Here is a 20330-nt window from a genome sequence, read left to right on the forward strand (position 1 = left end):
ATTAGATAGAGATAGACGAGAACCAAATGGGCAAGGCAACCGGTTTTCTCGAGTTCGAGCGCCAGCATGAGGCGTACGAAGCACCACTTACGCGCGTGAAGCACTACAAGGAATTCGTCGCGGCGCTCTCCGACGCCGACGCGAAGGTCCAGGGCGCGCGCTGCATGGACTGCGGCATCCCGTTCTGCAACAACGGCTGCCCGGTCAACAACATCATTCCGGACTTCAACGATCTGGTGTTCCGCCAGGATTGGAAGAGCGCGATCGAAGTCCTGCACTCGACCAACAACTTCCCCGAGTTCACGGGCCGCATCTGCCCGGCGCCGTGCGAAGCGGCGTGCACGCTCGGCATCAACAACGATCCCGTAGGCATCAAGTCGATCGAGCACGCGATCATCGACAAGGCCTGGGCTGAAGGCTGGGTCGCGCCGCAAGTCGCGAAGCACAAGACAGGCAAGAAAGTGGCTGTGGTCGGCTCGGGCCCCGCAGGCCTCGCCGTCGCGCAGCAACTCGCGCGCGCCGGCCACGATGTGACCGTGTTCGAGAAGAACGACCGCATCGGCGGCCTGCTGCGCTACGGCATCCCCGACTTCAAGCTGGAGAAGTGGCTGATCGACCGCCGCATGCGCCAGATGGAAGCCGAAGGCGTGACGTTCCGCACCAACGTGTTCATCGGCAAGGGCGAATTGCCGGCGCACATTGGCAATACGGCCAAGCAGACCATCACGCCCGCCGAACTGAAGGAACAGTTCGACGCCGTGGTGATCGCGGGCGGTTCGGAAACGCCGCGCGATCTGCCGGTGCCGGGCCGCGAGCTGGAAGGCGTTTACTACGCGATGGAGTTCCTGCCGCAGCAGAACAAGGTCAACGCGGGCGACAAGCTGCCGGACCAACTGCTGGCCAAGGGCAAGCACGTAGTCGTGATCGGCGGCGGCGATACGGGCTCCGATTGCGTGGGCACCTCGAACCGCCACGGCGCGAAGAGCGTCACGCAGTTCGAGCTGCTGCCGCAGCCGCCCGAGGAAGAGAACAAGCCGCTCGTGTGGCCGTACTGGCCGGTCAAGCTGCGCACCTCGTCGTCGCATGAGGAAGGCTGCTCGCGCGACTGGGCGGTCGCTACCAAGCGCCTCGAAGGCAAGAACGGCAAGGTCGAGAAGCTGATCGCGGCTCGCGTCGAGTGGAAGGACGGCAAGATGGTCGAAGTGCCGGGTTCGGAGTTCGAAATGAAGGCCGATCTGGTGCTGCTCGCGATGGGCTTCACGCAGCCGGTCTCGCCGGTGCTCGAAGCGTTCGGCGTCGAGAAGGACGCGCGCGGCAACGTGCGCGCCGCGACCGAAGGCGAGAAGGCGTACTACACGTCGGTCGACAAGGTCTTCACCGCCGGCGACATGCGCCGCGGCCAGTCGCTCGTGGTGTGGGCGATCCGTGAGGGCCGTCAGTGCGCACGCTCCGTCGACGCGTTCCTGATGGGCAGCTCGGAGCTGCCGCGCTGAGATGGGTTGAGTAGATTCAAGCCGGCGAGCGATCCTCGCTGGCCGCAGTGGGCAACACGCAGTAAACACCGTCAAGCCGGGCCGCCTGTAAGGGTGGTCTGGCTTTTTTTCGCTGGCTTCCGTCGAGGTGGGCCGTCGCTGCGCGGGCCGGCGCAAGCGCATAAGGCCAGCAAACACTGGCAGGCGCGCTACCATGGGGCGGTTTTCCTCATCCCGAGGCCTGCCGATCATGTCCGAAGCCCGCGAGACCGATCAATGGCGGCGCTGCTTCGTCGCGCTCGCGCCCGATGCGCCTTCGCGCGACGCACTCGCCGCGCTCGACGTGCCGCCCAACGCGCGCCGGGTGCCGTATGCGCAGTTGCATCTCACGGTGGCGTTCATTGGCGCGATGTCGTTCGCGCAGGGCGAGTCGCTCGCGGCGCGCCTCGCCGAGCGTACGGTGCCGCCTTTGTCTCCATTCCCGCCCGCGTCCGTCACCAGGATCGAGTGCTGGCCGGGGCGTGCGCAGCCGCGCTTGATGGTGGCCGTGCTGGCCATGTCCGATGCGTTCACGGCGCTCGACTGGCGGGTGCGCTCCCTGATGGGCGAGGTGGGCTTGCCGCTCGATGCGCGCGTGTTCCGGCCGCACATCACGCTGGCGCGTTTTGCGCGCGACGCGCGCGGTGGGCCGCATGAGAACGGAGCGCCGGCGCTGCCGCCGTTGCGGTTTACTTCGCTCGTGCTGTATTCGAGCACGCTCGCGCGGCAGGGCGCGCGTTATGAGGCGCTCGCGAGCGTGGCGGTCTAACCGCTCGACGCCGCAATTAGCGTCGATACCGCTCCAGCGTCAACCCATCGAGATCGATCTCGGGCTTGCGTCCGGCGATCAGATCGGCGACCACACGTCCCGAGCCCATCGACATCGCCCAGCCGGTCGAGCCGTGGCCGACATTGAGCCACAGCCCTTGAACGCCGGAACGGCCGAGCAGCGGCGCGCCGTCGGGGACCATCGGCCGGCGTCCGACCCAGAACTGCGCGGAAGAAGGCGTGGCCGCGTGCGGAAACCAGTCGTCGAGCACTTTCATAAGCGTTTGCAGCGCCTGCTCGCGCAGCGTCGTGCGGTGATCGCCGAGCTCCGCGGTGCCGGCCACGCGAAGGTAGGGCCCGAAGCGCGTGATGGCGGTCTTGAGCGATTCGTCCATGAGTGCGGCGCGCGGGGCTTTCTGCTCGTCGACCACGGGCAGCGTGGCCGAGTAGCCCTTCACCGGATACAGTGGCACCCGCACGCCGAACGGCGCGACGAGCGCCGCGCTTTCCACGCCGAGCGCCACCACGACGGCGTCCGCCGCGAGCGTTTGCGGCTCGGTATCGGCTACCTCGTTCAAGTCCGCGGGGCGCAGCACTTCGGCGGGCGCGCGGCGTTGCTCGCGGCGCTGCTCCCGCAGCTCGCGGCGGTTGTTCGCCGTGCGCCGCCCGGGCACGGGCCGCACGCGCACGCCGCTCACCCGGCCACCGATGGCTTCGAGCGCGAGCACTTCGGTGTCGAAAACGAACTTCACGCCGCTCGTCTCGCACACGGCACGCAGTTCGCGCGTGAAGCGTGCGCAATCGCCGGCCTCGTCGTCGGGCAGATAGATGCCGGCCACGGGTTTCACGCCTGACCACGCGAGGCCCGGCTCGATCTGCGCGCAGCCTGCGGCGTCCAGTTCGCGATAGGCGATGCCCGCGTCGCGCAGCACGCCCAGCGCCGGTTGGGCGAGTTCGACGTCGTAGTCGCTGCGAAAGATCTGAAGGTAGCCCTGGCTGCGCCCATATTCGAACGCATGCTGCGCGCGAAACGCATGCAGGCACGCGCGGCTGTAGTAGGCGATGCGCTGCATGCGCTGCTTGTTCATGCGAAAGCGATCGAGGTCGCACTCGCGCAGCCAGCGCGCGATCCAGCGCCATTGCGCGGCATCGAGCGTGGGCCGGAAAATCAGCGGCGAAGCGGGCTTGAGCAGGTACTTGACGAGCTTGGCCGGCATGCCCGGCGCGGCCCAGGGGGTGACGTACCCCGGCGCGATCACGCCGGCGTTGCCAAAGCTCGTGCCGAGCGCGACGCCCGGCTCGCGCTCGATCACCGTGACGTCGCAGCCCCGTTCGCTCAGGTAATACGCAGTGGCGACGCCGATCACACCGGCGCCGAGGACAATCGTTTTCATGCCGGTCGTAGTGAGTGGGGCGGGAACGGACGGTGTTGCAGCACGTTCGCGCTCATTGTGCAGTGGGGTTCGCCGAAGGACGGGCAGACTCGCTGCCGGTCGCAGTTGCGGGATCGTCGGTCAGCGCCTTGCCCTTCGTTTCTGGCAGGCACAGAGCGGAGACGATCACGAGCAGATAGCCCGCGCCGGCCACCGCGCCGATCGCTTTCACGAGTGCCGTGGTCTGCGCGAGCGTGCCCACGAGGATCGGGAAGAACGAGCCGAGGCCGCGCCCGAGGTTGTAGCAGAAGCCCTGGCCCGAGCCGCGGATCGCATTCGGATAGAGCTCGGAAAGATAGGCGCCCACGCCCGCGAAGATCCCCTGCACGACAATGCCGAGCGGAAAGCCGAGCAGCAGCATGGCGGTGTCGGTGATCGGCAGCATCGTGTAGGCCATGCCGAGCGCGAACGAGCCGATGGCGAACAGGATGAAGGATGCGCGCCGGCCGATCTTGTCGCACAGAATGGCCCCGACGATATAGCCCGTGAACGAACCGACGATCAGCACGACCAGATAGCCGCTCGTGTTGAATACCGACAGATGGCGCACGGTTTTCAGATAGGTGGGAAGCCAGGTGGTGATCGCGTAGTAGCCGCCCAGCATGCCGGTGCACAGTGCGCTGCCGAGCAGCGTCGTGGCGAGGTGCGCGGGCGCGAAGATCTGCAGGAAATGGCCGTGCGTTTCGCCGCGCTCGCGTGCGCGGCGCGTTTGCAGGAACACTTCGGGTTCGCTCACGTTGCGGCGCACGTAGAAAATCCACAGTGCGGGCACGATGCCGATCCAGAAGCACGCGCGCCATGCGTACTGCTCGGGCAGCAGCGCGAAGAACGCCCAGTAGAGAATGGCGGCGGCGCCCCAGCCGAACGACCAACTGCTCTGCACGGTGCCCACCGCTTTCGCACGGTGTTGCGGCGAGCGGATCGTCTCGGCCATCATGATCGTCACGACCGACCATTCGCCGCCGAAGCCGATGCCCTGCAGCGTGCGCGTGGCGAGCAGTGGCCAGAACGAATGCGTGAAACCGGACAGAAATGTAAAGAGCGCGAAGGTGGCGATGGTCCACTGGAGCACGCGCACGCGGCCGTAGCGGTCGGCGAGGATGCCCGCGAGCCAGCCGCCGAGCGCCGAGGAGATCAGCGAGCTCGTCGCGATCATGCCGGCCTCGCTCTTGGTCATGCCCCAGGCGGCGATGAGCGTCGGGATCAGGAACGAGTAGATCATGAAGTCGAACGCGTCGACCGCATAGCCGCCGAAGCCGGCGTAGAGCGTGCGCCGCTCGCGCTCGTTCAACTCCCTGAATCACTGGAAAGATCCCATTGTGCCGTCCCCATATTTGTTGTGCGCGCAACGACCCATGAAGCCGTGAAGCGGTGAGCCGCGCATGCGGTGTCCGGCGGGGCGGGCATCGCAGCAGGCGCTCGAACGGCGCTATTTTACGGTGCGAAAGGCATTCGCGGCCAGGGGAGTTGAAAGTCGGGGCGGGCGGTGGGGCAGGTGATGCCTGCCTGGGCGCCTCGTCGGGGGGCTTCGGGGCGGCGTGCGAAGCCCGTTGCGCCGGGCCTCAGCCCAGCGTCAGGCCGCCGTCGACGTGGATCGTCTGGCCGGTGATATGGCGTGCGGCGTCGGACCGCAAAAAGGCAATGAGCTCGGCGATGTCGGCGGGTTCGGCCACGCGGCCAAGCGGCGTGGCCTTGGCGGCGTGCGCCCAGGCCGGCGCGTTTTCGGGCGACGGGCCCGCGTCCTTGCGGGTGTAGCCGGGCGCCACGCAGTTCACGGTCACGCCGTGTGGCGCGAGTTCGGCGGCGGCGCGCGCGTGCAGCATTAGCGCGACGCCGGGCGCGGCCAGGCGCCGCGCGAGTGCTGCGCCAATGCCGGAGCCTGCGCCCGTGATCAGGACGACGCGCGTGTTGGTATCGCCGCTCACGCCGCGACCCGCTCCTCTGGCGTGCGCTCGATCTCGAGCGTCTCGGGATGGTATGCCGCGAGCGACTCGCGGTGCGCCACGCTCACGATCGCCGATTTCGGCAGTCGTTCCATGAAGAGCTTGTAGAGACGGCTTTCGTTGTCGGGGTCGAGCGCGCTCGTTGCTTCGTCGAGGAACAGATAGTCGGGCTTGTGCAGCAGCACGCGCGCGCCCGCAAGCCGCTGCTGCTCGCCCGGCGAGAGCACGCGGGTCCAGTGCGCGGACTCGTGCAGGCGATCCACGTAGTCTTCGAGACGGCATGCGCGCAGCGCTTCGCGACAGTCTTCGTCGCTGTAGTCGTCGGCGGGCGAGGGGTAGGTGAGTGCAGCCTTGAGCGTACCGATCGGCAGATAGCTCTGCTGCGGGATGAACATCATGCGCGCGTCGACGGGCGCGTCGATCGAGCCCTCGCCGAACGGCCAGAGGCCCGCGAGTGCGCGGATCAGCGTGCTCTTGCCCGCGCCCGAGGGGCCGCGCACGAGCCAGCGCGAGCCGGGCTTGATGGCGATGTCGCGCACCTCGGAGAGCGGCGTGCCGTTGGGCAGCGCGAGCTTGAGATGCGTGGTCGAGAGGGCGTTGTTGTCGACGTAATGCAGATTGATGCCGCCGTGCTCGGTGGCGGGTGAGACACTTTCCTTCAGGCGCGGCGAGTGCACCACGCGCACGAATTCGCGCAGACGGTTCACGGTGGCGCGCCATTCGACGAGGGTGGAGTAACTGTTGATGAACCACGAGAACGAGTCGCTCACGGTGCCGAATGCACTCGAAATCTGCATCAGCACGCCGAAGGTGAAGGCGCCCGCGAAGTAGCGCGGCGAGGCCACGACGATCGGAAAGATGATGGCGATCTGGCCATAAAAGCTCAGCACGAAGGTGAGGCGCTTCGTGTACTTCATCACGCGCCACCAGTTGTCGCGGATGTGGTGGAACAGGCCCTGCGCGTTGCTGCGCTCGGTGTCCATGCCGTCGTAGAGCGCGATCTGCTCGGCGTTTTCGCGCAGGCGAATCAGGCCGAAGCGGAAGTCCGCCTCCACTTTCTGCTGCTGGTAATTGATCGACACGAGCGGATGGCCGACCTTCTGGATCACGAGCGAACCGAACACTGCGTAGAGCGCGGCGGCCCACACCATATAACCCGGAATCGTAATGGGCGTGCCGCCCACCGCGAACGCGAGCGCGCCCGCGAGCGACCAAAGGATCATGATGAAGGAGACCAGCGTGACGACCGTGGAGAGCAGATCGAGCGTGAGCGAGAGCGTGGTGGTGGCGAACGACTGGAGGTCGTCGCTGATCCGCTGGTCGGGGTTGTCGGCGAGGCGGTCGCGCTCGATGCGGTAGAACGCGCCCTGGCCGAGCCATTCGTTCAGGAAGCGCGTGGTGAGCCACTGGCGCCAGCGAAACCCGAGCATCTGGCGCAGATACCGCCCGTACACCGCGAGGATGATGAACCCGAACGCCAGCGCGGTGAAGATCATCAGCAGATGCGGAAACTGTTTGGCATCCTTGTTTTGCAGCGCGTTGTAGAAGTCGCGGTTCCAGTCGTTGAGCTGCACGTTGATCCACACGACGGTGAGATTCATCGCGATGATCGCCACCAGCAGGCCCCAGGCGACCCAGCGTTCCTCGGACACCCAGTAGGGCTTGATCAGACTCCAGGCCGTGATCTTGTGGTGCTCGTTCTGATCCGGCGTGGCGCGGGGAGTGAGGTTGGTCATGTGCGTCCTGATGTTGTGCCGGCCCGCGGCCGGAATAGACGATACCCGCCGCACGCAGCGCCGGGGCGCAGCGATTGTGTCCCGAAGCGCTTAAGCAAGACTTAATCGCCTGCGCGCGGCGTCCGGGCGACTGGGGTGCGACATTGTCTCACCGCCCGTGCGAGCTGGGCGATTCACCGCGGTTTGGGCATTGTGCCAGAGCGGAAACGGCCGGCCGTCCCGTGGTGGTTTGCGGCGTGCGCGGCTTTTGTGGTCTAATGACCGCTGACGAAACAGGGGTGCTTCACTGGTATACCGCAGTGAGGCTGAGAGAGACCCTTCGCACCCGATCCGGGTAATACCGGCGCGGGAAGTTTCCGGAAAGTCTTGCTGGCGCCATGATTGATGAGTTCGACCGGTCGGTTCGATTCGGCCGGGTTCATTCAGGCGTCCAGATTCCCGCCGGGCAGCACGTGCCGCGCATGTCGGGTTTTGCGCTTCACGTCGTTTGCACGGCCGGCCTTGCCAGCCGGTTTCGTCCTTGGGTACGCATGCTTGTTTGCCGTACGGAAAGGATACGATGACCGCCTCTTCTACACCTTATTCTGATCATTCCCCGGTTTTTGCCGGTGCTTGCGCGTCTGCGTTCGCCATGCCCGATTTCGCCGTGCTCGGCGGCGGGCTATGCGGACGTCTCGTGGCATGGCGTCTTGCGGGCGCGGGGCATCGCGTGGCGCTCTATGAGCGCGGCGGGCCCGAGGGCGGCGAGTCGGCCGCCTGGATCGCGGCGGCGATGCTCGCGCCGCTGGCCGAGGCCGCCGTCGCCGAACTGTTGATCATCGAGTTGGGCGTGGCCTCGCTCGAGACCTGGCCGCGCATTCTCGCCGAGTTGCCCGAGCCGGTGTTTTTCCAGCGCAACGGCACGCTCGTGGTCTGGCACCACGCCGATCGCACCGAGGCGCCGCTGTTCGAGCGCCGCGTGCGCGCGAACGCGCCGCGTGCGCTGGCCGACGCCAATTTCACGACGCTGGCGGGCGCGCAGATCGACGCCGCGGAACCGGCGCTCGCCGGGCGCTTCGCGCGCGGCTGGCTGCTGGGCGGCGAAGGCCAGCTCGACAACCGCCAGGCGCTGGCGGCGCTGGCAGCGGGTCTCGCGCAGCGCGGCGTGCAAACGCACTGGCATACGAGCGTGGATGACGCGAACCTGCCGCGCGCGCGCGTGACGATCGATTGCCGGGGCCTCGGCGCCAAGCCCGCGCTGCCGGCGCTGCGCGGCATTCGCGGTGAAGTGGCGCGCGTGCATGCGCCGGGCATCGGCCTCCGGCGGCCCGTGCGGCTGCTGCATCCGCGCTATCCGCTCTATATCGCACCGAAGCAGGACGATGTCTATGTGATCGGCGCGACCGAGATCGAGGGCGAGGACCGCTCGCCCGTGAGCGTGCGCTCGGCGCTCGAATTGCTGAGCGCGGCGTTCGCCGTGCATCCGGCATTTGGCGAAGCGCGCATTCTCGAATTGAATTCGCAGTGCCGTCCGACGTTGCCCGATCATCGTCCTGCGCTCATCTGGGACGGTGGCCGGGGTGACGACCGAGGGGGCGGCAGCACGCTGCGCGTGAACGGTCTCTATCGCCACGGCTTCATGATCGCGCCCGCCGTGGCCGACGAAGCGGTGCGCGTGGCCGAGGCGCTGCTGGCGGGCCAGCTCGCCGATGCCGACGCCTTCGAGTCGCTGCGTCGCGAGTCGCGCTGGGCGTCGATGCTGCACGCGCCGCAGGGTGCCCACGAGCCCGCTTGAACCGTGGCGGCTCGAGCGCGCTCGGAAGCCGATCGCAAGCGAAAGCCGCGAGCGCGACACCACAAACAGGAGACGAGGCGCACGGTTCGCGCCTTGCCGGAAACAACGTAGTCAGACGAATTGCCATGGATATTCAGATCAACCAGAAGCCGCTCACGCTGCCCGAAGGCGCGACCGTCGCCGATGCGCTCGCCGCATTCGGCGCGCGTCCGCCGTTTGCCGTCGCCGTGAACGGCGATTTCGTCACGCGCACCCAGCACGGTGCGCGCACGCTTTCGGCGGGCGACCGCCTCGACGTCGTCAGCCCGGTGGCTGGCGGCTGATCGCACACGCGATCCCGCCGCTTTGCTCGCTTTGCGCGCGCCGCCCGTCCGCCGCTACCTGCCCAGGATTCAAGCCATGACCCATCATCAGACCGCCGATGCACTTACGCTGTACGGCGAAACCTTCGCGAGCCGCGTGCTGCTCGGCACCTCGCGCTATCCGTCGCTGCAAGCGCTCTCCGATTCGATGGAGGCCGCGCGCCCCGGCATGATCACCGTCGCGCTGCGGCGCCAGATGAATGACGGCACGGCGGAAGCCGGTTTCTTCGATCTGCTCAAGCGCCACGGCGTGCCGTTCCTGCCGAACACGGCGGGCTGCCTCACGGTCAACGAGGCGATCACTACTGCGCACATGGCGCGCGAAGTCTTCGAGACCGACTGGATCAAGCTCGAGCTGATCGGCGACGACTACACGCTCCAGCCGGACCCGGTGGGCCTGATCGAAGCCGCCGCGCGCCTCGTGAAGGACGGCTTCAAGGTGCTGCCGTACTGCACCGAAGACCTCGTGATCGGCAGGCGCCTCCTCGATGCGGGCTGCGAGGCGTTGATGCCGTGGGGTGCGCCCATCGGCACGGGCAAGGGCGTGATCAATCCGTACGGCCTGCGCGTGCTGCGCGAGCGGCTGCCCGACGTGCCGCTGATCGTCGATGCGGGTCTCGGCCTGCCGTCGCATGCGGCGCAAGTGATGGAGTGGGGCTTCGACGGCGTGCTGTTGAACACGGCCGTGGCGCAGGCCACGCACCCCGAGGCGATGGCGCGCGCATTCGCGCTGGGCGTCGAGGCGGGCCGCACCGCGTTCCTCGCCGGACCGATGGCCGAGCGCGAGGCGGCCGTGGCGAGCACGCCCGTGGTCGGCATGCCGTTCTGGCATCAGGATGGAGGCCAGCAATGACCCAAACGCTGCGAATCAAGGATCGCGAGCTGTTCTGGCCGCCCGCGGACGAACTCACCGAAACGGCGGAGCGCATTCGCGCCCGCCTCGGCGACTGGCAGCCCACGCACGCGCCGTGGCGCCTGTGCCTGACGCCGCCCGACACGCCCAATGGCGGCGACCTGATCGTCGTGACCGACGCCGCGCCGCATCTCGCGAACATCGCGCGCTGGATGACCGATGGCGCGGGCGTGATCGAGGCGGCCGGCACGCCCTCGGCGGGCCGCGCCACGCTGCATCTGGGCGGCGAGCGCTACGCGCTCGAAGGCACCCTCGCGGAGGACTGGATCCCGGCGCTGGCGGCGTTTCTCGACTGCGGCTTCGATCCGCACGATGCGCTCGTGCTGGCGCTCGCCTGGCGCGACGGCGACGAGCAGCAGGACGACGCATGGCCGATCGACATCGCCCGTTTTCCGCGCGTGCTCGGCCTGCCCGATGCGCCCGCGCAGCCGTTCGCGCCGTGCCCCGCGAAGCTCGGCCTCTATCCCGTGCTGCCGACCGCCGACTGGGTCGAGCGCGTGCTCGATTACGGCGTGAAGACCGTGCAGCTGCGCAGCAAGCAGCCGAAGTCGCCGGAACTCACGCACGAGATCGAGCGCTGCGTCGCGGCGGGCCGCAAGCATGACGCGCAGCTCTTCATCAACGACCACTGGCAGGCGGCGATGGCCGCGGGCGCCTACGGCGTGCATCTGGGCCAGGAAGATCTGCGCGAGGCGGATCTGAACGCGCTTGCCGCATCGGGCATCCGCCTCGGTCTGTCGACGCACGGCTATTTCGAGATGCTCACCGCGCTGCATTTCCGGCCGAGCTACATCGCGTGCGGCGCCGTGTTCGCCACCACGACCAAGACCATGCCGACCGCGCCGCAAGGGCTCGCGCGTCTGGCGCGCTACGTGCAGCTGCTCGACGGCGTGGTGCCGATGGTCGCCATCGGCGGCATCGACTTTGCCGCGCTGCCCGCGGTACTCGCAACCGGCGCGCCCAGCGCGGCGGTCGTGCGCGCCGTCACCGAGGCCGCCGACCCGGCTGCCGCGGTTGCTGCGTTGCGCAACGCGTTTACGCAATAATTAGCCCGCTTCGCCACTGGCCGCACGCCGGATTCGTTCCGGGCCGGCCGGCGCGCAAGCGCTAGCCGTGGCGTCCTCGGGGATGCCCGACTTGCATCAAGGGGCTTGGGCGTGCCACGGCAGCATTCGTACGATGGCCCTATAATCCCGCCTTCGTATAAATGGACTGCCTGCTACGTGCCCTCGAACTCTGAGACCCTTCTGGAGCTGCGCGACGTCGACTTCGGCTACGGCGACCGGCTCGTCCTGTCCGGCCTGAACATGCGCTTTCGGCGCGGTCAGGTGGTTGCGGTCATGGGCGGCTCGGGCGGCGGCAAGACCACGGTGCTGCGGCTGATCGGCGGGCTCGTGCGCGCCCAGCGCGGGCAGGTGCTGTTTCAGGGTCAGGACATCGGCGCCCAATCACGTGACAGCCTTTACGCGCTGCGCCGGAAAATGGGCATGTTGTTCCAGTTCGGCGCGCTCTTCACCGACATGTCGGTGTTCGAAAACGTTGCGTTTGCGCTGCGCGAACACACCGATCTCCCCGAAGAGCTGATCCGCGACCTCGTGCTCATGAAGCTCAACGCGGTGGGCCTGCGCGGTGCGCGCGACCTCGCGCCTTCGGAGATTTCGGGCGGCATGGCGCGGCGCGTGGCGCTGGCGCGCGCAATCGCGCTCGACCCTGAGCTCATGATGTACGACGAGCCGTTTGCCGGTCTCGACCCCATTTCACTCGGCATCACCGCGAACCTGATCCGTACCTTGAACGACGCGCTCGGCGCCACGTCGATCCTCGTCACGCATGACGTGCCCGAATCATTCGCGATTGCCGATTACGTCTATTTCCTCGCGAACGGCCACGTCCAGGCGGAGGGCACGCCCGCCGAGCTACGCGCCTCGACCGACCCGATCGTGCGTCAGTTCATCGACGGCGCACCTGACGGCCCGTTCCGCTTTCACTACCCGACGGACGTGCCGCTCGACGCGGACTTCGGCGTCGGCGGAGGCCGCTCATGATCGGCGCCATCAGTTCGCTCGGCCGCGCGGTCCTCGACTCGATCTCGCGTGCGGGCCATGCCACGCGCTTTTTCATGCGCCTCGTGCTGGAATTCTTCCCGCTGCTGCGCCGTCCGCGCCTTGTCACGAAGCAGATTCACTTCGTCGGCAATTATTCGCTGCTGATCATCGCGGTGTCGGGCCTGTTCGTGGGCTTCGTGCTCGGCCTGCAGGGCTACTACACGCTCAACCGCTACGGCTCCGAGCAGGCGCTCGGGCTGCTGGTTGCGCTCTCGCTCGTGCGCGAGCTCGGCCCCGTCGTCACGGCGCTGCTGTTCGCGGGCCGCGCGGGCACCTCGCTCACGGCCGAAATCGGCCTCATGAAGGCGGGCGAGCAACTTACGGCCATGGAAATGATGGCGGTCGACCCGGTGCGCGTCGTGGTCGCGCCGCGCATGTGGGCGGGCGTGGTCGCCATGCCCATTCTGGCGGCCATCTTCAGCGCGGTCGGCATTCTGGGCGGCTACGTGGTGGGCGTGCTGCTGATCGGCGTGGACGCGGGCGCGTTCTGGTCGCAGATGCAAGGCGGCGTGGATGTCTGGGCCGACGTGGGCAATGGCGTGATCAAGAGCATCGTGTTCGGCTTCGCCGTCACGTTCACCGCGCTGTATCAGGGCTACGAGGCAAAGCCCACGCCCGAAGGCGTGTCGCGCGCGACCACGAGGACGGTCGTGTACGCGTCGCTCGCGGTGCTGGGCCTCGACTTCCTGCTCACCGCGCTGATGTTCAGCTAAGGATGGAGCGCGGGCGCCTCGTGCATGGCGCCGCCGCAACGGATTCTGATTGGAATGACGATGAAAAAGACTGCTCTCGACTTCTGGGTCGGCCTGTTCGTGGTGCTGGGCTTCATTGCGCTGCTGTTTCTCGCGCTGAAGGCCGGCAACATGAGCTCGCTTTCGTTCCAGCCGACCTACCCGGTCAAGCTCAAGTTCGACAATATCGGCGGACTCAAGCCGCGCGCGCCTGTGAAGAGCGCGGGCGTGACCGTGGGCCGGGTGGCGTCCATCGGCTTCGATACGAACACCTATCAGGCGCTCGTCACCATCAACATCGATCAGCAGTATCAGTTTCCGAAGGACTCGTCGGCGAAGATCCTGACCTCGGGCCTGCTCGGTGAGCAGTACATCGGGCTGGAGCCGGGCGGCGACACGGAAATGCTCAAGGCCGGCGACACCCTCTCCATGACTCAATCGGCGATCGTGCTCGAAAACCTGATCGGCCAGTTCCTCTACAGCAAGGCTGCCGATTCGGGGGCTTCGAAATCGGGTAACAACGCGGGCAACAACGCGGGCAACAACGCGGGCAACAGCGCCGCTGCGCCCGTGCCAGCCCCCGCGAACGGGGCTGGCGGCGAGCACGCCGCTCCCGCGCCGGCACCCGCGTCTGCGCCGGCTGGCTCGGGCGCGGCAGCGCAATAAGGAGAATAAAAAATGACAATCCCTCGCATGCGCACCCTCACGGCCGGGGCCGTGGCGCTCGCGCTGACGGCGTGTTCGACGGTGCAGACGCCGTCGAAGGACGATCCCTGGGAAGGCTTCAACCGCTCGATCTACACCTTCAACGACACAGTCGATCAGTACGCGCTCAAGCCGGTTGCAAAGGGCTACGTGAAAGTCACGCCGCAGCCGGTGCGCGACAGCGTGACGAACTTCTTCGCGAACATCGGCGATGTCTACAACGCGGCCAATAATCTGCTGCAGTTGAAGATCGCCGATGGGGTCGAGGACATCATGCGGATCGTGATCAACACGGTCTTCGGCGTGGGCGGCCTGTTCGACGTGGCGTCGCTCGCCAAGCTGCCCAAGCACAACCAGGACTTCGGTCTCACGCTCGGCCATTACGGTGTGCCGGCCGGCCCGTATCTGGTGCTGCCGCTGTTCGGTCCGAGCACCGTGCGCGACGGCGTGGGGATGGTGGGCAACTACTTCATCAATCCGCTTACGTACGTGAATCCGCCGGCGCTTTCGTGGGGTCTTTACGGTCTGGACGTGGTGAGCGCGCGCGCGAACCTGCTGGGCGCGAGCGATCTGCTCGAAGGCGCGGCCATCGACAAGTATTCGTTTATTCGCAACGCCTATTTGCAGCGCCGCCAGTACCTGCTCTCCGACGGTCATACGTCGAGCAATCTGCCCGATTACGGCGATGGCGCGCCACTGCCGAACTACGGCGAGCCCGATGAGGGTGCGGCCGTGCCCGCATCGGGCACGGCGGCGGTTCCGGCATCGGGCGCTGCGCGTGCCGCAGTGCCGGCGGCAGCCAGCATGGCGCCGGCCAGCCCCGACGGCGCGACACCAGCGCCCGCGACGCCGGCATCGGGTGCCGCGGCACCGGCGGGCGCATCCGGCGCCGCGGTGCCAGGCGAACAGTTCGTTCCACCGGCGCGCATTGGCATTGGCGCGCCGGGTCTGCTGCGCCTGCATTGATTGGGCCAGGCGGTCCTTGTCCCGGCCCTTAAATCTGACGTAACAAGCTGAAACGCTTGTCGCAGTTTCTTGGCACTCTTTGACTCGGTGCCTTGGTGCTCGCGTGATATCGTTGACCTCCAACGGGGCGTTGTTCCCCAACTTGCAGGACTCGCTATGAAGAAATTCTTTCTGTTCCCGATTTTCGCCATGTTTTTTGCGTTTGCCGGCGCAGCGTCCGCGCAAACGGTCGACACCAACAACCCTGACGCCATGATGAAGTCGGTCACGCAGCAGGTGATGGACCAGATCAAGGGCGACAAGTCGATCCAGTCCGGCGACATTAACAAGATCACGGAGCTCGTGAACGAGAAGATCCTGCCGTACACAGACTTCCGCCGCACGACGCAGCTCGCCATGGGCCGCAACTGGCGCACGGCCACGCCCGAGCAGCAGCAACAGGTCACCGAGCAGTTCAAGACGCTCCTGATCCGCACGTACTCGGGCGCGCTTGCCCAGGTGCGCGATCAGCAGATCGAGTACAAGCCGTTCCGTGCGAACCCGGACGATACCGATGTCGTGGTCCGTTCGACGGTCATGAACAACGGCCAGCCGATCGAGCTCGACTACCGTCTGTACAAGACGCCGCAAGGCTGGCGCGTGTATGACATCAACGTGCTCGGCGCATGGCTGATCCAGGCCTACCAGCAGCAGTTCCAGGAGAAGATCCAGCAGGGCGGCGTGCAGGGCCTCATCAGCTTCCTCACGCAGCGTAACCAGCAACTCGCCGCCGGCAAGGCCGCTTCGTGAGCGAGCGCTTCGCCACCGGCGCCACGCTGAATCTCGAGAGTGCGAATGCCACGCTCTCGGCGGGCCTCGCGCAGATCGCGGCAGGCGCCAGCGCCGTCGATTGCGCGTCGCTCACGCAGTTCGATTCATCGGCGCTCGCCGTGCTGATCGCATGGCAGCGCGCCGCGCGCGAGCGTGGCCTCACCCTCAGCGTTCTGAATCTCCCCACCGCGCTCGCGTCCCTCGCGCGCGCTTACGGCGTCGACTCGCTCCTCCACGAGCGACATTGACGCGCGGCGGCCACGCGGCCACGCCGGTCGAGCGCCGCTTTGGCGCGCGAACCCAGGTGCCGCAGGCTGCCGCTTCCATCTTCAAGTCCAGACCGGGCCCAGACTGGGCTCTCCGACTTGGCCTATAATCAAATGTTTTTTGGGCGTTGCCCCGGTTTTCGGGAGCTTCGAAGGCGGCATAAACCGTCCCCAATTCTGGTCTTCCCCGCAGCGTAGATGCACTATCAGCCGCGCCGTTCACGGCGGGCGGCGCCTGAGTCATGCCAGCCATAGAAATCCGCAACGTCAAAAAGCGCTACAAAGAGCTCCAGGCGCTCAAGGGCGTCAGCTTCACCGTAGAAGAGGGCGAGTTCTTCGGGCTGCTCGGCCCGAACGGCGCGGGCAAGACGACGCTCATCAGCTGTCTCGCAGGCCTCGCGCGCGCCGACGAGGGCTCGATCACCGTGCGCGGTCACGACGTGGTGAGCGATTACCGCAACGCGCGCCGCAATCTCGGCGTGGTGCCGCAGGAACTGGTGTTCGATCCGTTTTTCACGGTGCGCGAGACGCTGCGCATCCAGTCCGGTTATTTTGGCCTGCGCAACAATGATGCGTGGATCGACGAGATCATGGCCAATCTCGACCTCACCGAAAAAGCCGATGTGAACATGCGTGCGCTGTCGGGCGGCATGAAGCGCCGCGTGCTGGTCGCACAGGCACTGGTGCACCGGCCGCCCGTGATCGTGCTCGACGAACCCACCGCCGGCGTGGACGTCGAGCTGCGCCAGACGCTCTGGAAGTTCATTGCGCGCCTGAACCGCGAAGGTCACACCATCGTGCTCACCACGCACTATCTGGAAGAGGCGGAAGAGCTGTGCGACCGCATCGCCATGCTGCGGCGTGGCGAGGTGGTGGCGCTCGAGCGCACCAGTACGCTGCTGCAGCGCTTCGCGGGCACGCAGTTGTTCGTGCGCTTTTCTGAAGGCGTGCTGCCCACCGAACTGCGCGCGCTCGAAGTGGATACGTCGAATCTGCCGAATGGCCGCGAGCGCCAGCACCTGTTGCGCCTCGCCAGCTACGATGAAGTCGAGCGCATCTTGTCGCTGTGCCGCGCGAACGGCTGCAAACTGGAAGAAGTGGAAGTGCGCAAAGCCGATCTGGAGGATGTCTTCGTGCAGGTGATGAACGGCCCTGAGGTCATCGAGGGGCTGGCATGAGCGGCTTTCGTACCCTGTTCTACAAGGAAGTGCTGCGTTTCTGGAAGGTCTCTTTCCAGACCGTGCTCGCGCCGGTCATCACCGCGCTGCTGTATCTGACGATCTTCGGCCACGCGCTGCGCGGCCACGTGGAGGTGTATCCGGGCGTCGAATACACGAGCTTCCTGATTCCCGGCCTCGTGATGATGAGCGTGCTGCAAAACGCTTTCGCGAATTCGTCTTCGTCGCTCATTCAATCGAAGATCACGGGCAATCTCGTATTCGTACTATTGCCGCCGCTGGCCGCCTGGGAGATGTTTGGAGCCTACGTGCTCGCTTCGATCGTGCGCGGCCTCGCCGTTGGCGCGGGCGTGTTCGTCGTGACGATCTGGTTCATTCCGATGAGCTTTTCCGCGCCGCTCTACATCATCGCTTTCGCGGTGCTCGGCTCGGCGATCCTCGGCACGCTCGGCCTGATCGCCGGGATCTGGGCCGAGAAGTTCGACCAGCTCGCGGCGTTTCAGAACTTTCTTATCATGCCGCTCACGTTCCTTTCGGGCGTGTTCTATTCGACGCATACGCTGCCGCCGGTCTGGCGCGAGGTGTCGCGGCTGAACCCGTTCTTCTACATGATCGACGGCTTCCGATACGGTTTTTTCGGCTTGTCCGACATTAACCCGCTCGCAAGTCTCGCGATCGTTTTCGTCTTTTTCGTGGTGCTGGCCACGCTGGCGATGCGTCTGCTCGCAAGCGGCTACAAGCTGCGCCACTAAATGCAATTGAGGCAGGAGCCACCCACCATGTTGCCGACTCCGGAACAGGTCAAACAGTACATCTCGGCAGGGCTCGCGTGCGAGCATCTCGAAGTCGAGGGCGACGGTCAGCACTTCTTTGCGACGATCGTATCGCCCGCGTTCGAAGGCAAGCGCCTGATCCAGCGCCATCAGCTCGTCTATGCGGCGCTCGGCGAGCGCATGCGCGAGGAAATCCACGCGCTCAGCATGAAGACGCTCACGCCCGCCGAATGGCAGAACGCATAATCTGGAATCTCAGTGCGAATTACCCAGGACAATGGCGCCGCCGCGAGCGGCGCCGCACCACATGACGCGACGCCGCAAGCCGGCCGCACCGATCAGGAAACCTCAGGCATGGACAAACTCGTCATCGTCGGCGGGCAGCAGCTCGCAGGGGAAGTGACCGTTTCGGGTGCGAAGAACGCGGCGCTCCCCATTCTCTGCGCGGGCCTGCTGAGCGCGGAACCCGTCCATCTCGACAACGTGCCCGACCTCCAGGACGTGCGCACCACGCTCAAGCTGCTGAACCAGATGGGCGTGCGCACCGGGCAGGATGGCAACCGCGTGCGGCTCGACGCCTCGAAGGTCGACAACCTCGTCGCACCGTATGAGCTCGTGAAAACCATGCGCGCGTCGATTCTCGTGCTCGGGCCGCTCGTCGCGCGCTTCGGCGAGGCGAAGGTGTCGCTGCCCGGCGGCTGCGCGATTGGCGCGCGCCCCGTGGATCAGCACATCAAGGGCCTCCAGGCGATGGGCGCCGAGATCAATATCGAGCACGGCTTCATCGAGGCGCGCGCGAAGCGCCTGAAGGGCGCGCGCATCGTCACCGACATGATCACGGTCACCGGCACGGAAAACCTGCTGATGGCCGCCGTGCTCGCCGAGGGCGAGACGGTGATCGAGAACGCCGCGCGCGAGCCCGAAGTGGGCGACCTCGCACACCTGCTCGTGGCGATGGGTGCGCAGATCGAAGGCATCGGCACCGACCGCCTCGTGATCCAGGGCGTGGACCAGCTCCACGGCGCGCAGCACACGGTCATTCCCGACCGCATCGAGGCCGGCACGTTCCTGTGCGCGGTGGCCGCCGCGGGCGGCGATGTCATGCTGCGCCGCGTGCGTCCGGGCATCCTCGACGCCGTTACCGACAAACTGCGCGAAGCGGGCGTGACGATCGAAGAGGGCGACGACTGGATGCGCGTGCGCATGCACGAGCGCGCGCGCGCCGTGAATCTGCGCACCGCCGAATACCCGGCCTTCCCGACCGACATGCAGGCGCAGTTCATGGCGCTCAACGCGATCGCGGACGGCACCTCGCAGGTCGTGGAAACGATCTTCGAGAATCGCTTCATGCACGTGCAGGAATTGAACCGCCTCGGCGCGAGCATCACGATCGACGGCAAGACGGCGCTGGTCTCCGGCGTCGAGAAGCTGTCGGGCGCGAAGGTCATGGCGACCGATCTGCGCGCCTCGGCGAGCCTCGTGATCGCGGGCCTGTGCGCCGACGGCGAGACGCTCATCGACCGCATCTATCACCTCGACCGCGGCTACGACCGCATGGAAGAGAAGCTCACCAGAATCGGCGCGAACGTGAAGCGCATCAAGGGGAACGCGGCATGAGCACGGTCGAGTCCAAGCCCACGCCGGCCGCCGCCGCCGGCGCGCCGCTCACGCTGGCGCTCTCGAAGGGCCGCATCTTCGAAGAGACGATGCCGTTGCTCGCGGCCGCGGGCGTGGAGGTGACCGAAGACCCGGAAACCTCGCGCAAGCTGATCCTGCCGACGACCGACCCGAACCTGCGCGTGATCATCGTGCGCGCGACCGACGTGCCCACCTACGTGGAGTACGGCGCGGCCGACTTCGGCGTGGCGGGCAAGGACGTGCTGCTCGAACACGGCGGCGACGGGCTCTATCAGCCGATCGATCTCGACATCGCGCGCTGCCGCCTCTCCGTGGCCGTGAAGTCGGGCTTCGACTACGCGAACGCCGTGCGCCAGGGCGCGCGCCTGCGCGTGGCCACCAAGTACACGGAATCGGCGCGCCAGCACTTCGCGGCCAAGGGCGTGCACGTCGACCTCATCAAGCTTTACGGCTCGATGGAGCTCGCGCCGCTCGTCGGCCTCGCCGACGCGATCGTCGACCTCGTCAGCACGGGCGGCACGCTGCGTGCGAACAACCTGGTCGAGGTCGAAGAGATCATGCAGATCTCTTCGCGCCTCGTCGTGAATCAGGCGGCGCTCAAGTTGAAGCGCGCCGCGCTGCGGCCGATTCTCGACGCGTTCGAACGCGCCACGCGTGCATAAACGCGCATAACCCGCGCATTACCCGCATACGCATATAACCGTTCCGGATGGATATC

20 protein-coding genes, 1 pseudogene and 1 riboswitch are annotated in these 20330 nt (G+C 66.5%); of the genes and pseudogenes, 17 read left to right on the top strand and 4 right to left on the bottom strand.

Annotated elements, in window-relative coordinates; all coding sequences use genetic code 11:
• Positions 1–26 precede the first annotated feature (26 nt).
• Both PWP93_RS14370 and thpR read left to right on the top strand, forming a co-directional pair.
• Positions 27–1493 carry a glutamate synthase subunit beta gene (locus PWP93_RS14370; protein ID WP_421024900.1) on the top strand — a complete coding sequence of 489 codons (1467 nt, stop codon included), beginning with the start codon at positions 27–29 and terminating at the stop codon, positions 1491–1493.
• A gap of 229 nt (positions 1494–1722) precedes the next feature.
• Complete coding sequence (gene thpR, locus PWP93_RS14375) at positions 1723–2280, top strand: RNA 2',3'-cyclic phosphodiesterase (RefSeq protein ID WP_421044907.1); 558 nt, start codon at positions 1723–1725, stop codon at positions 2278–2280.
• A gap of 16 nt (positions 2281–2296) precedes the next feature.
• Here the strand turns inward: thpR and PWP93_RS14380 are convergent, their stop codons facing one another.
• The 4 genes and pseudogenes from PWP93_RS14380 to PWP93_RS14395 form a co-directional block, all read right to left on the bottom strand.
• Positions 2297–3673, bottom strand: a complete 1377-nt coding sequence (locus PWP93_RS14380; protein ID WP_421044908.1) for a D-amino acid dehydrogenase — start codon at positions 3671–3673, stop codon at positions 2297–2299.
• Between the two features lie 52 nt (positions 3674–3725).
• Positions 3726–5003 (bottom strand): MFS transporter, encoded by a 1278-nt coding sequence (locus PWP93_RS14385; RefSeq protein ID WP_421044909.1) that lies wholly within the window; start codon positions 5001–5003, stop codon positions 3726–3728.
• A 271-nt stretch (positions 5004–5274) separates the two neighbouring features.
• Positions 5275–5526 (bottom strand): annotated as a pseudogene (locus tag PWP93_RS14390) (SDR family oxidoreductase); the annotation flags it as partial.
• Between the two features lie 107 nt (positions 5527–5633).
• Positions 5634–7391, bottom strand: coding sequence for an ABC transporter ATP-binding protein/permease (locus tag PWP93_RS14395; RefSeq protein WP_421044910.1), 1758 nt, complete (start codon positions 7389–7391; stop codon positions 5634–5636).
• 264 nt (positions 7392–7655) lie between these two features.
• A riboswitch (TPP riboswitch) is annotated at positions 7656–7760 on the top strand.
• A 262-nt stretch (positions 7761–8022) separates the two neighbouring features.
• Here PWP93_RS14395 and PWP93_RS14400 point away from each other — a divergent pair.
• From PWP93_RS14400 to hisG, 15 genes are all read left to right on the top strand, one after another.
• Complete coding sequence (locus tag PWP93_RS14400; RefSeq protein WP_421044911.1) at positions 8023–9165, top strand: FAD-dependent oxidoreductase; 1143 nt, start codon at positions 8023–8025, stop codon at positions 9163–9165.
• Positions 9166–9290: 125 nt separating this feature from the next.
• Complete coding sequence (thiS, locus tag PWP93_RS14405) at positions 9291–9488, top strand: sulfur carrier protein ThiS (protein WP_028218467.1); 198 nt, start codon at positions 9291–9293, stop codon at positions 9486–9488.
• Between the two features lie 76 nt (positions 9489–9564).
• Complete coding sequence (locus tag PWP93_RS14410) at positions 9565–10380, top strand: thiazole synthase (RefSeq protein ID WP_421044912.1); 816 nt, start codon at positions 9565–9567, stop codon at positions 10378–10380.
• On the top strand, positions 10377–11486 hold the full coding sequence (gene thiE / locus PWP93_RS14415) for a thiamine phosphate synthase (protein ID WP_421044913.1): 1110 nt from the start codon (positions 10377–10379) through the stop codon (positions 11484–11486). Before PWP93_RS14410 ends, thiE begins: the two co-directional genes overlap by 4 nt.
• A gap of 177 nt (positions 11487–11663) precedes the next feature.
• A complete protein-coding gene (locus tag PWP93_RS14420; RefSeq protein WP_421024891.1) occupies positions 11664–12485 on the top strand; it encodes an ABC transporter ATP-binding protein in 822 nt (273 codons plus the stop codon).
• Positions 12482–13258, top strand: coding sequence for a lipid asymmetry maintenance ABC transporter permease subunit MlaE (gene mlaE, locus PWP93_RS14425; RefSeq protein WP_421044914.1), 777 nt, complete (start codon positions 12482–12484; stop codon positions 13256–13258). Before PWP93_RS14420 ends, mlaE begins: the two co-directional genes overlap by 4 nt.
• Positions 13259–13312: 54 nt before the next feature.
• Positions 13313–13942, top strand: a complete 630-nt coding sequence (gene mlaD / locus PWP93_RS14430) for an outer membrane lipid asymmetry maintenance protein MlaD (RefSeq protein WP_421044915.1) — start codon at positions 13313–13315, stop codon at positions 13940–13942.
• Between the two features lie 12 nt (positions 13943–13954).
• Positions 13955–14947 carry a VacJ family lipoprotein gene (locus PWP93_RS14435; RefSeq protein ID WP_421044916.1) on the top strand — a complete coding sequence of 331 codons (993 nt, stop codon included), beginning with the start codon at positions 13955–13957 and terminating at the stop codon, positions 14945–14947.
• Positions 14948–15103: 156 nt separating this feature from the next.
• Positions 15104–15736 (top strand): MlaC/ttg2D family ABC transporter substrate-binding protein, encoded by a 633-nt coding sequence (locus PWP93_RS14440; RefSeq protein WP_421044917.1) that lies wholly within the window; start codon positions 15104–15106, stop codon positions 15734–15736.
• Entirely contained in the window at positions 15733–16005 is a 273-nt protein-coding gene (locus PWP93_RS14445) for an STAS domain-containing protein (RefSeq protein WP_421044918.1), read from the top strand. The genes PWP93_RS14440 and PWP93_RS14445 overlap by 4 nt, the downstream gene beginning before the upstream one ends.
• Before the next feature lie 260 nt (positions 16006–16265).
• On the top strand, positions 16266–17201 hold the full coding sequence (locus PWP93_RS14450) for an ABC transporter ATP-binding protein (RefSeq protein ID WP_421024885.1): 936 nt from the start codon (positions 16266–16268) through the stop codon (positions 17199–17201).
• A complete protein-coding gene (locus PWP93_RS14455) occupies positions 17198–17953 on the top strand; it encodes an ABC transporter permease (protein ID WP_035531649.1) in 756 nt (251 codons plus the stop codon). Before PWP93_RS14450 ends, PWP93_RS14455 begins: the two co-directional genes overlap by 4 nt.
• 27 nt (positions 17954–17980) lie before the next feature.
• Positions 17981–18220, top strand: coding sequence for a BolA family protein (locus PWP93_RS14460; protein ID WP_035531648.1), 240 nt, complete (start codon positions 17981–17983; stop codon positions 18218–18220).
• Between the two features lie 108 nt (positions 18221–18328).
• The gene (gene murA / locus PWP93_RS14465; protein ID WP_421044919.1) at positions 18329–19591 is read left to right on the top strand and encodes a UDP-N-acetylglucosamine 1-carboxyvinyltransferase; all 1263 of its coding nucleotides are present in this window, start codon (positions 18329–18331) and stop codon (positions 19589–19591) included.
• Entirely contained in the window at positions 19588–20274 is a 687-nt protein-coding gene (gene hisG, locus PWP93_RS14470) for an ATP phosphoribosyltransferase (RefSeq protein WP_421044920.1), read from the top strand. Before murA ends, hisG begins: the two co-directional genes overlap by 4 nt.
• Positions 20275–20330 lie beyond the last annotated feature (56 nt).

This window comes from Paraburkholderia sp. A1RI-2L, assembly GCF_048957375.1.
Lineage (GTDB): Bacteria > Pseudomonadota > Gammaproteobacteria > Burkholderiales > Burkholderiaceae > Paraburkholderia.

What these genes read in the sequence shown, in the direction of transcription:
- PWP93_RS14370 (WP_421024900.1), top strand. Translation starts at nt 27, where the DNA reads ATGGGCAAGGCAACCGGTTTTCTCGAGTTCGAGCGCCAGCATGAGGCG.
- thpR (WP_421044907.1), top strand. Translation starts at nt 1,723, where the DNA reads ATGTCCGAAGCCCGCGAGACCGATCAATGGCGGCGCTGCTTCGTCGCG.
- PWP93_RS14380 (WP_421044908.1), bottom strand. Translation starts at nt 3,673, where the DNA reads ATGAAAACGATTGTCCTCGGCGCCGGTGTGATCGGCGTCGCCACTGCG.
- PWP93_RS14395 (WP_421044910.1), bottom strand. Translation starts at nt 7,391, where the DNA reads ATGACCAACCTCACTCCCCGCGCCACGCCGGATCAGAACGAGCACCAC.
- PWP93_RS14400 (WP_421044911.1), top strand. Translation starts at nt 8,023, where the DNA reads ATGCCCGATTTCGCCGTGCTCGGCGGCGGGCTATGCGGACGTCTCGTG.
- thiS (WP_028218467.1), top strand. Translation starts at nt 9,291, where the DNA reads ATGGATATTCAGATCAACCAGAAGCCGCTCACGCTGCCCGAAGGCGCG.
- PWP93_RS14410 (WP_421044912.1), top strand. Translation starts at nt 9,565, where the DNA reads ATGACCCATCATCAGACCGCCGATGCACTTACGCTGTACGGCGAAACC.
- thiE (WP_421044913.1), top strand. Translation starts at nt 10,377, where the DNA reads ATGACCCAAACGCTGCGAATCAAGGATCGCGAGCTGTTCTGGCCGCCC.
- mlaE (WP_421044914.1), top strand. Translation starts at nt 12,482, where the DNA reads ATGATCGGCGCCATCAGTTCGCTCGGCCGCGCGGTCCTCGACTCGATC.
- mlaD (WP_421044915.1), top strand. Translation starts at nt 13,313, where the DNA reads ATGACGATGAAAAAGACTGCTCTCGACTTCTGGGTCGGCCTGTTCGTG.
- PWP93_RS14435 (WP_421044916.1), top strand. Translation starts at nt 13,955, where the DNA reads ATGACAATCCCTCGCATGCGCACCCTCACGGCCGGGGCCGTGGCGCTC.
- PWP93_RS14440 (WP_421044917.1), top strand. Translation starts at nt 15,104, where the DNA reads ATGAAGAAATTCTTTCTGTTCCCGATTTTCGCCATGTTTTTTGCGTTT.
- PWP93_RS14450 (WP_421024885.1), top strand. Translation starts at nt 16,266, where the DNA reads ATGCCAGCCATAGAAATCCGCAACGTCAAAAAGCGCTACAAAGAGCTC.
- PWP93_RS14455 (WP_035531649.1), top strand. Translation starts at nt 17,198, where the DNA reads ATGAGCGGCTTTCGTACCCTGTTCTACAAGGAAGTGCTGCGTTTCTGG.
- PWP93_RS14460 (WP_035531648.1), top strand. Translation starts at nt 17,981, where the DNA reads ATGTTGCCGACTCCGGAACAGGTCAAACAGTACATCTCGGCAGGGCTC.
- murA (WP_421044919.1), top strand. Translation starts at nt 18,329, where the DNA reads ATGGACAAACTCGTCATCGTCGGCGGGCAGCAGCTCGCAGGGGAAGTG.
- hisG (WP_421044920.1), top strand. Translation starts at nt 19,588, where the DNA reads ATGAGCACGGTCGAGTCCAAGCCCACGCCGGCCGCCGCCGCCGGCGCG.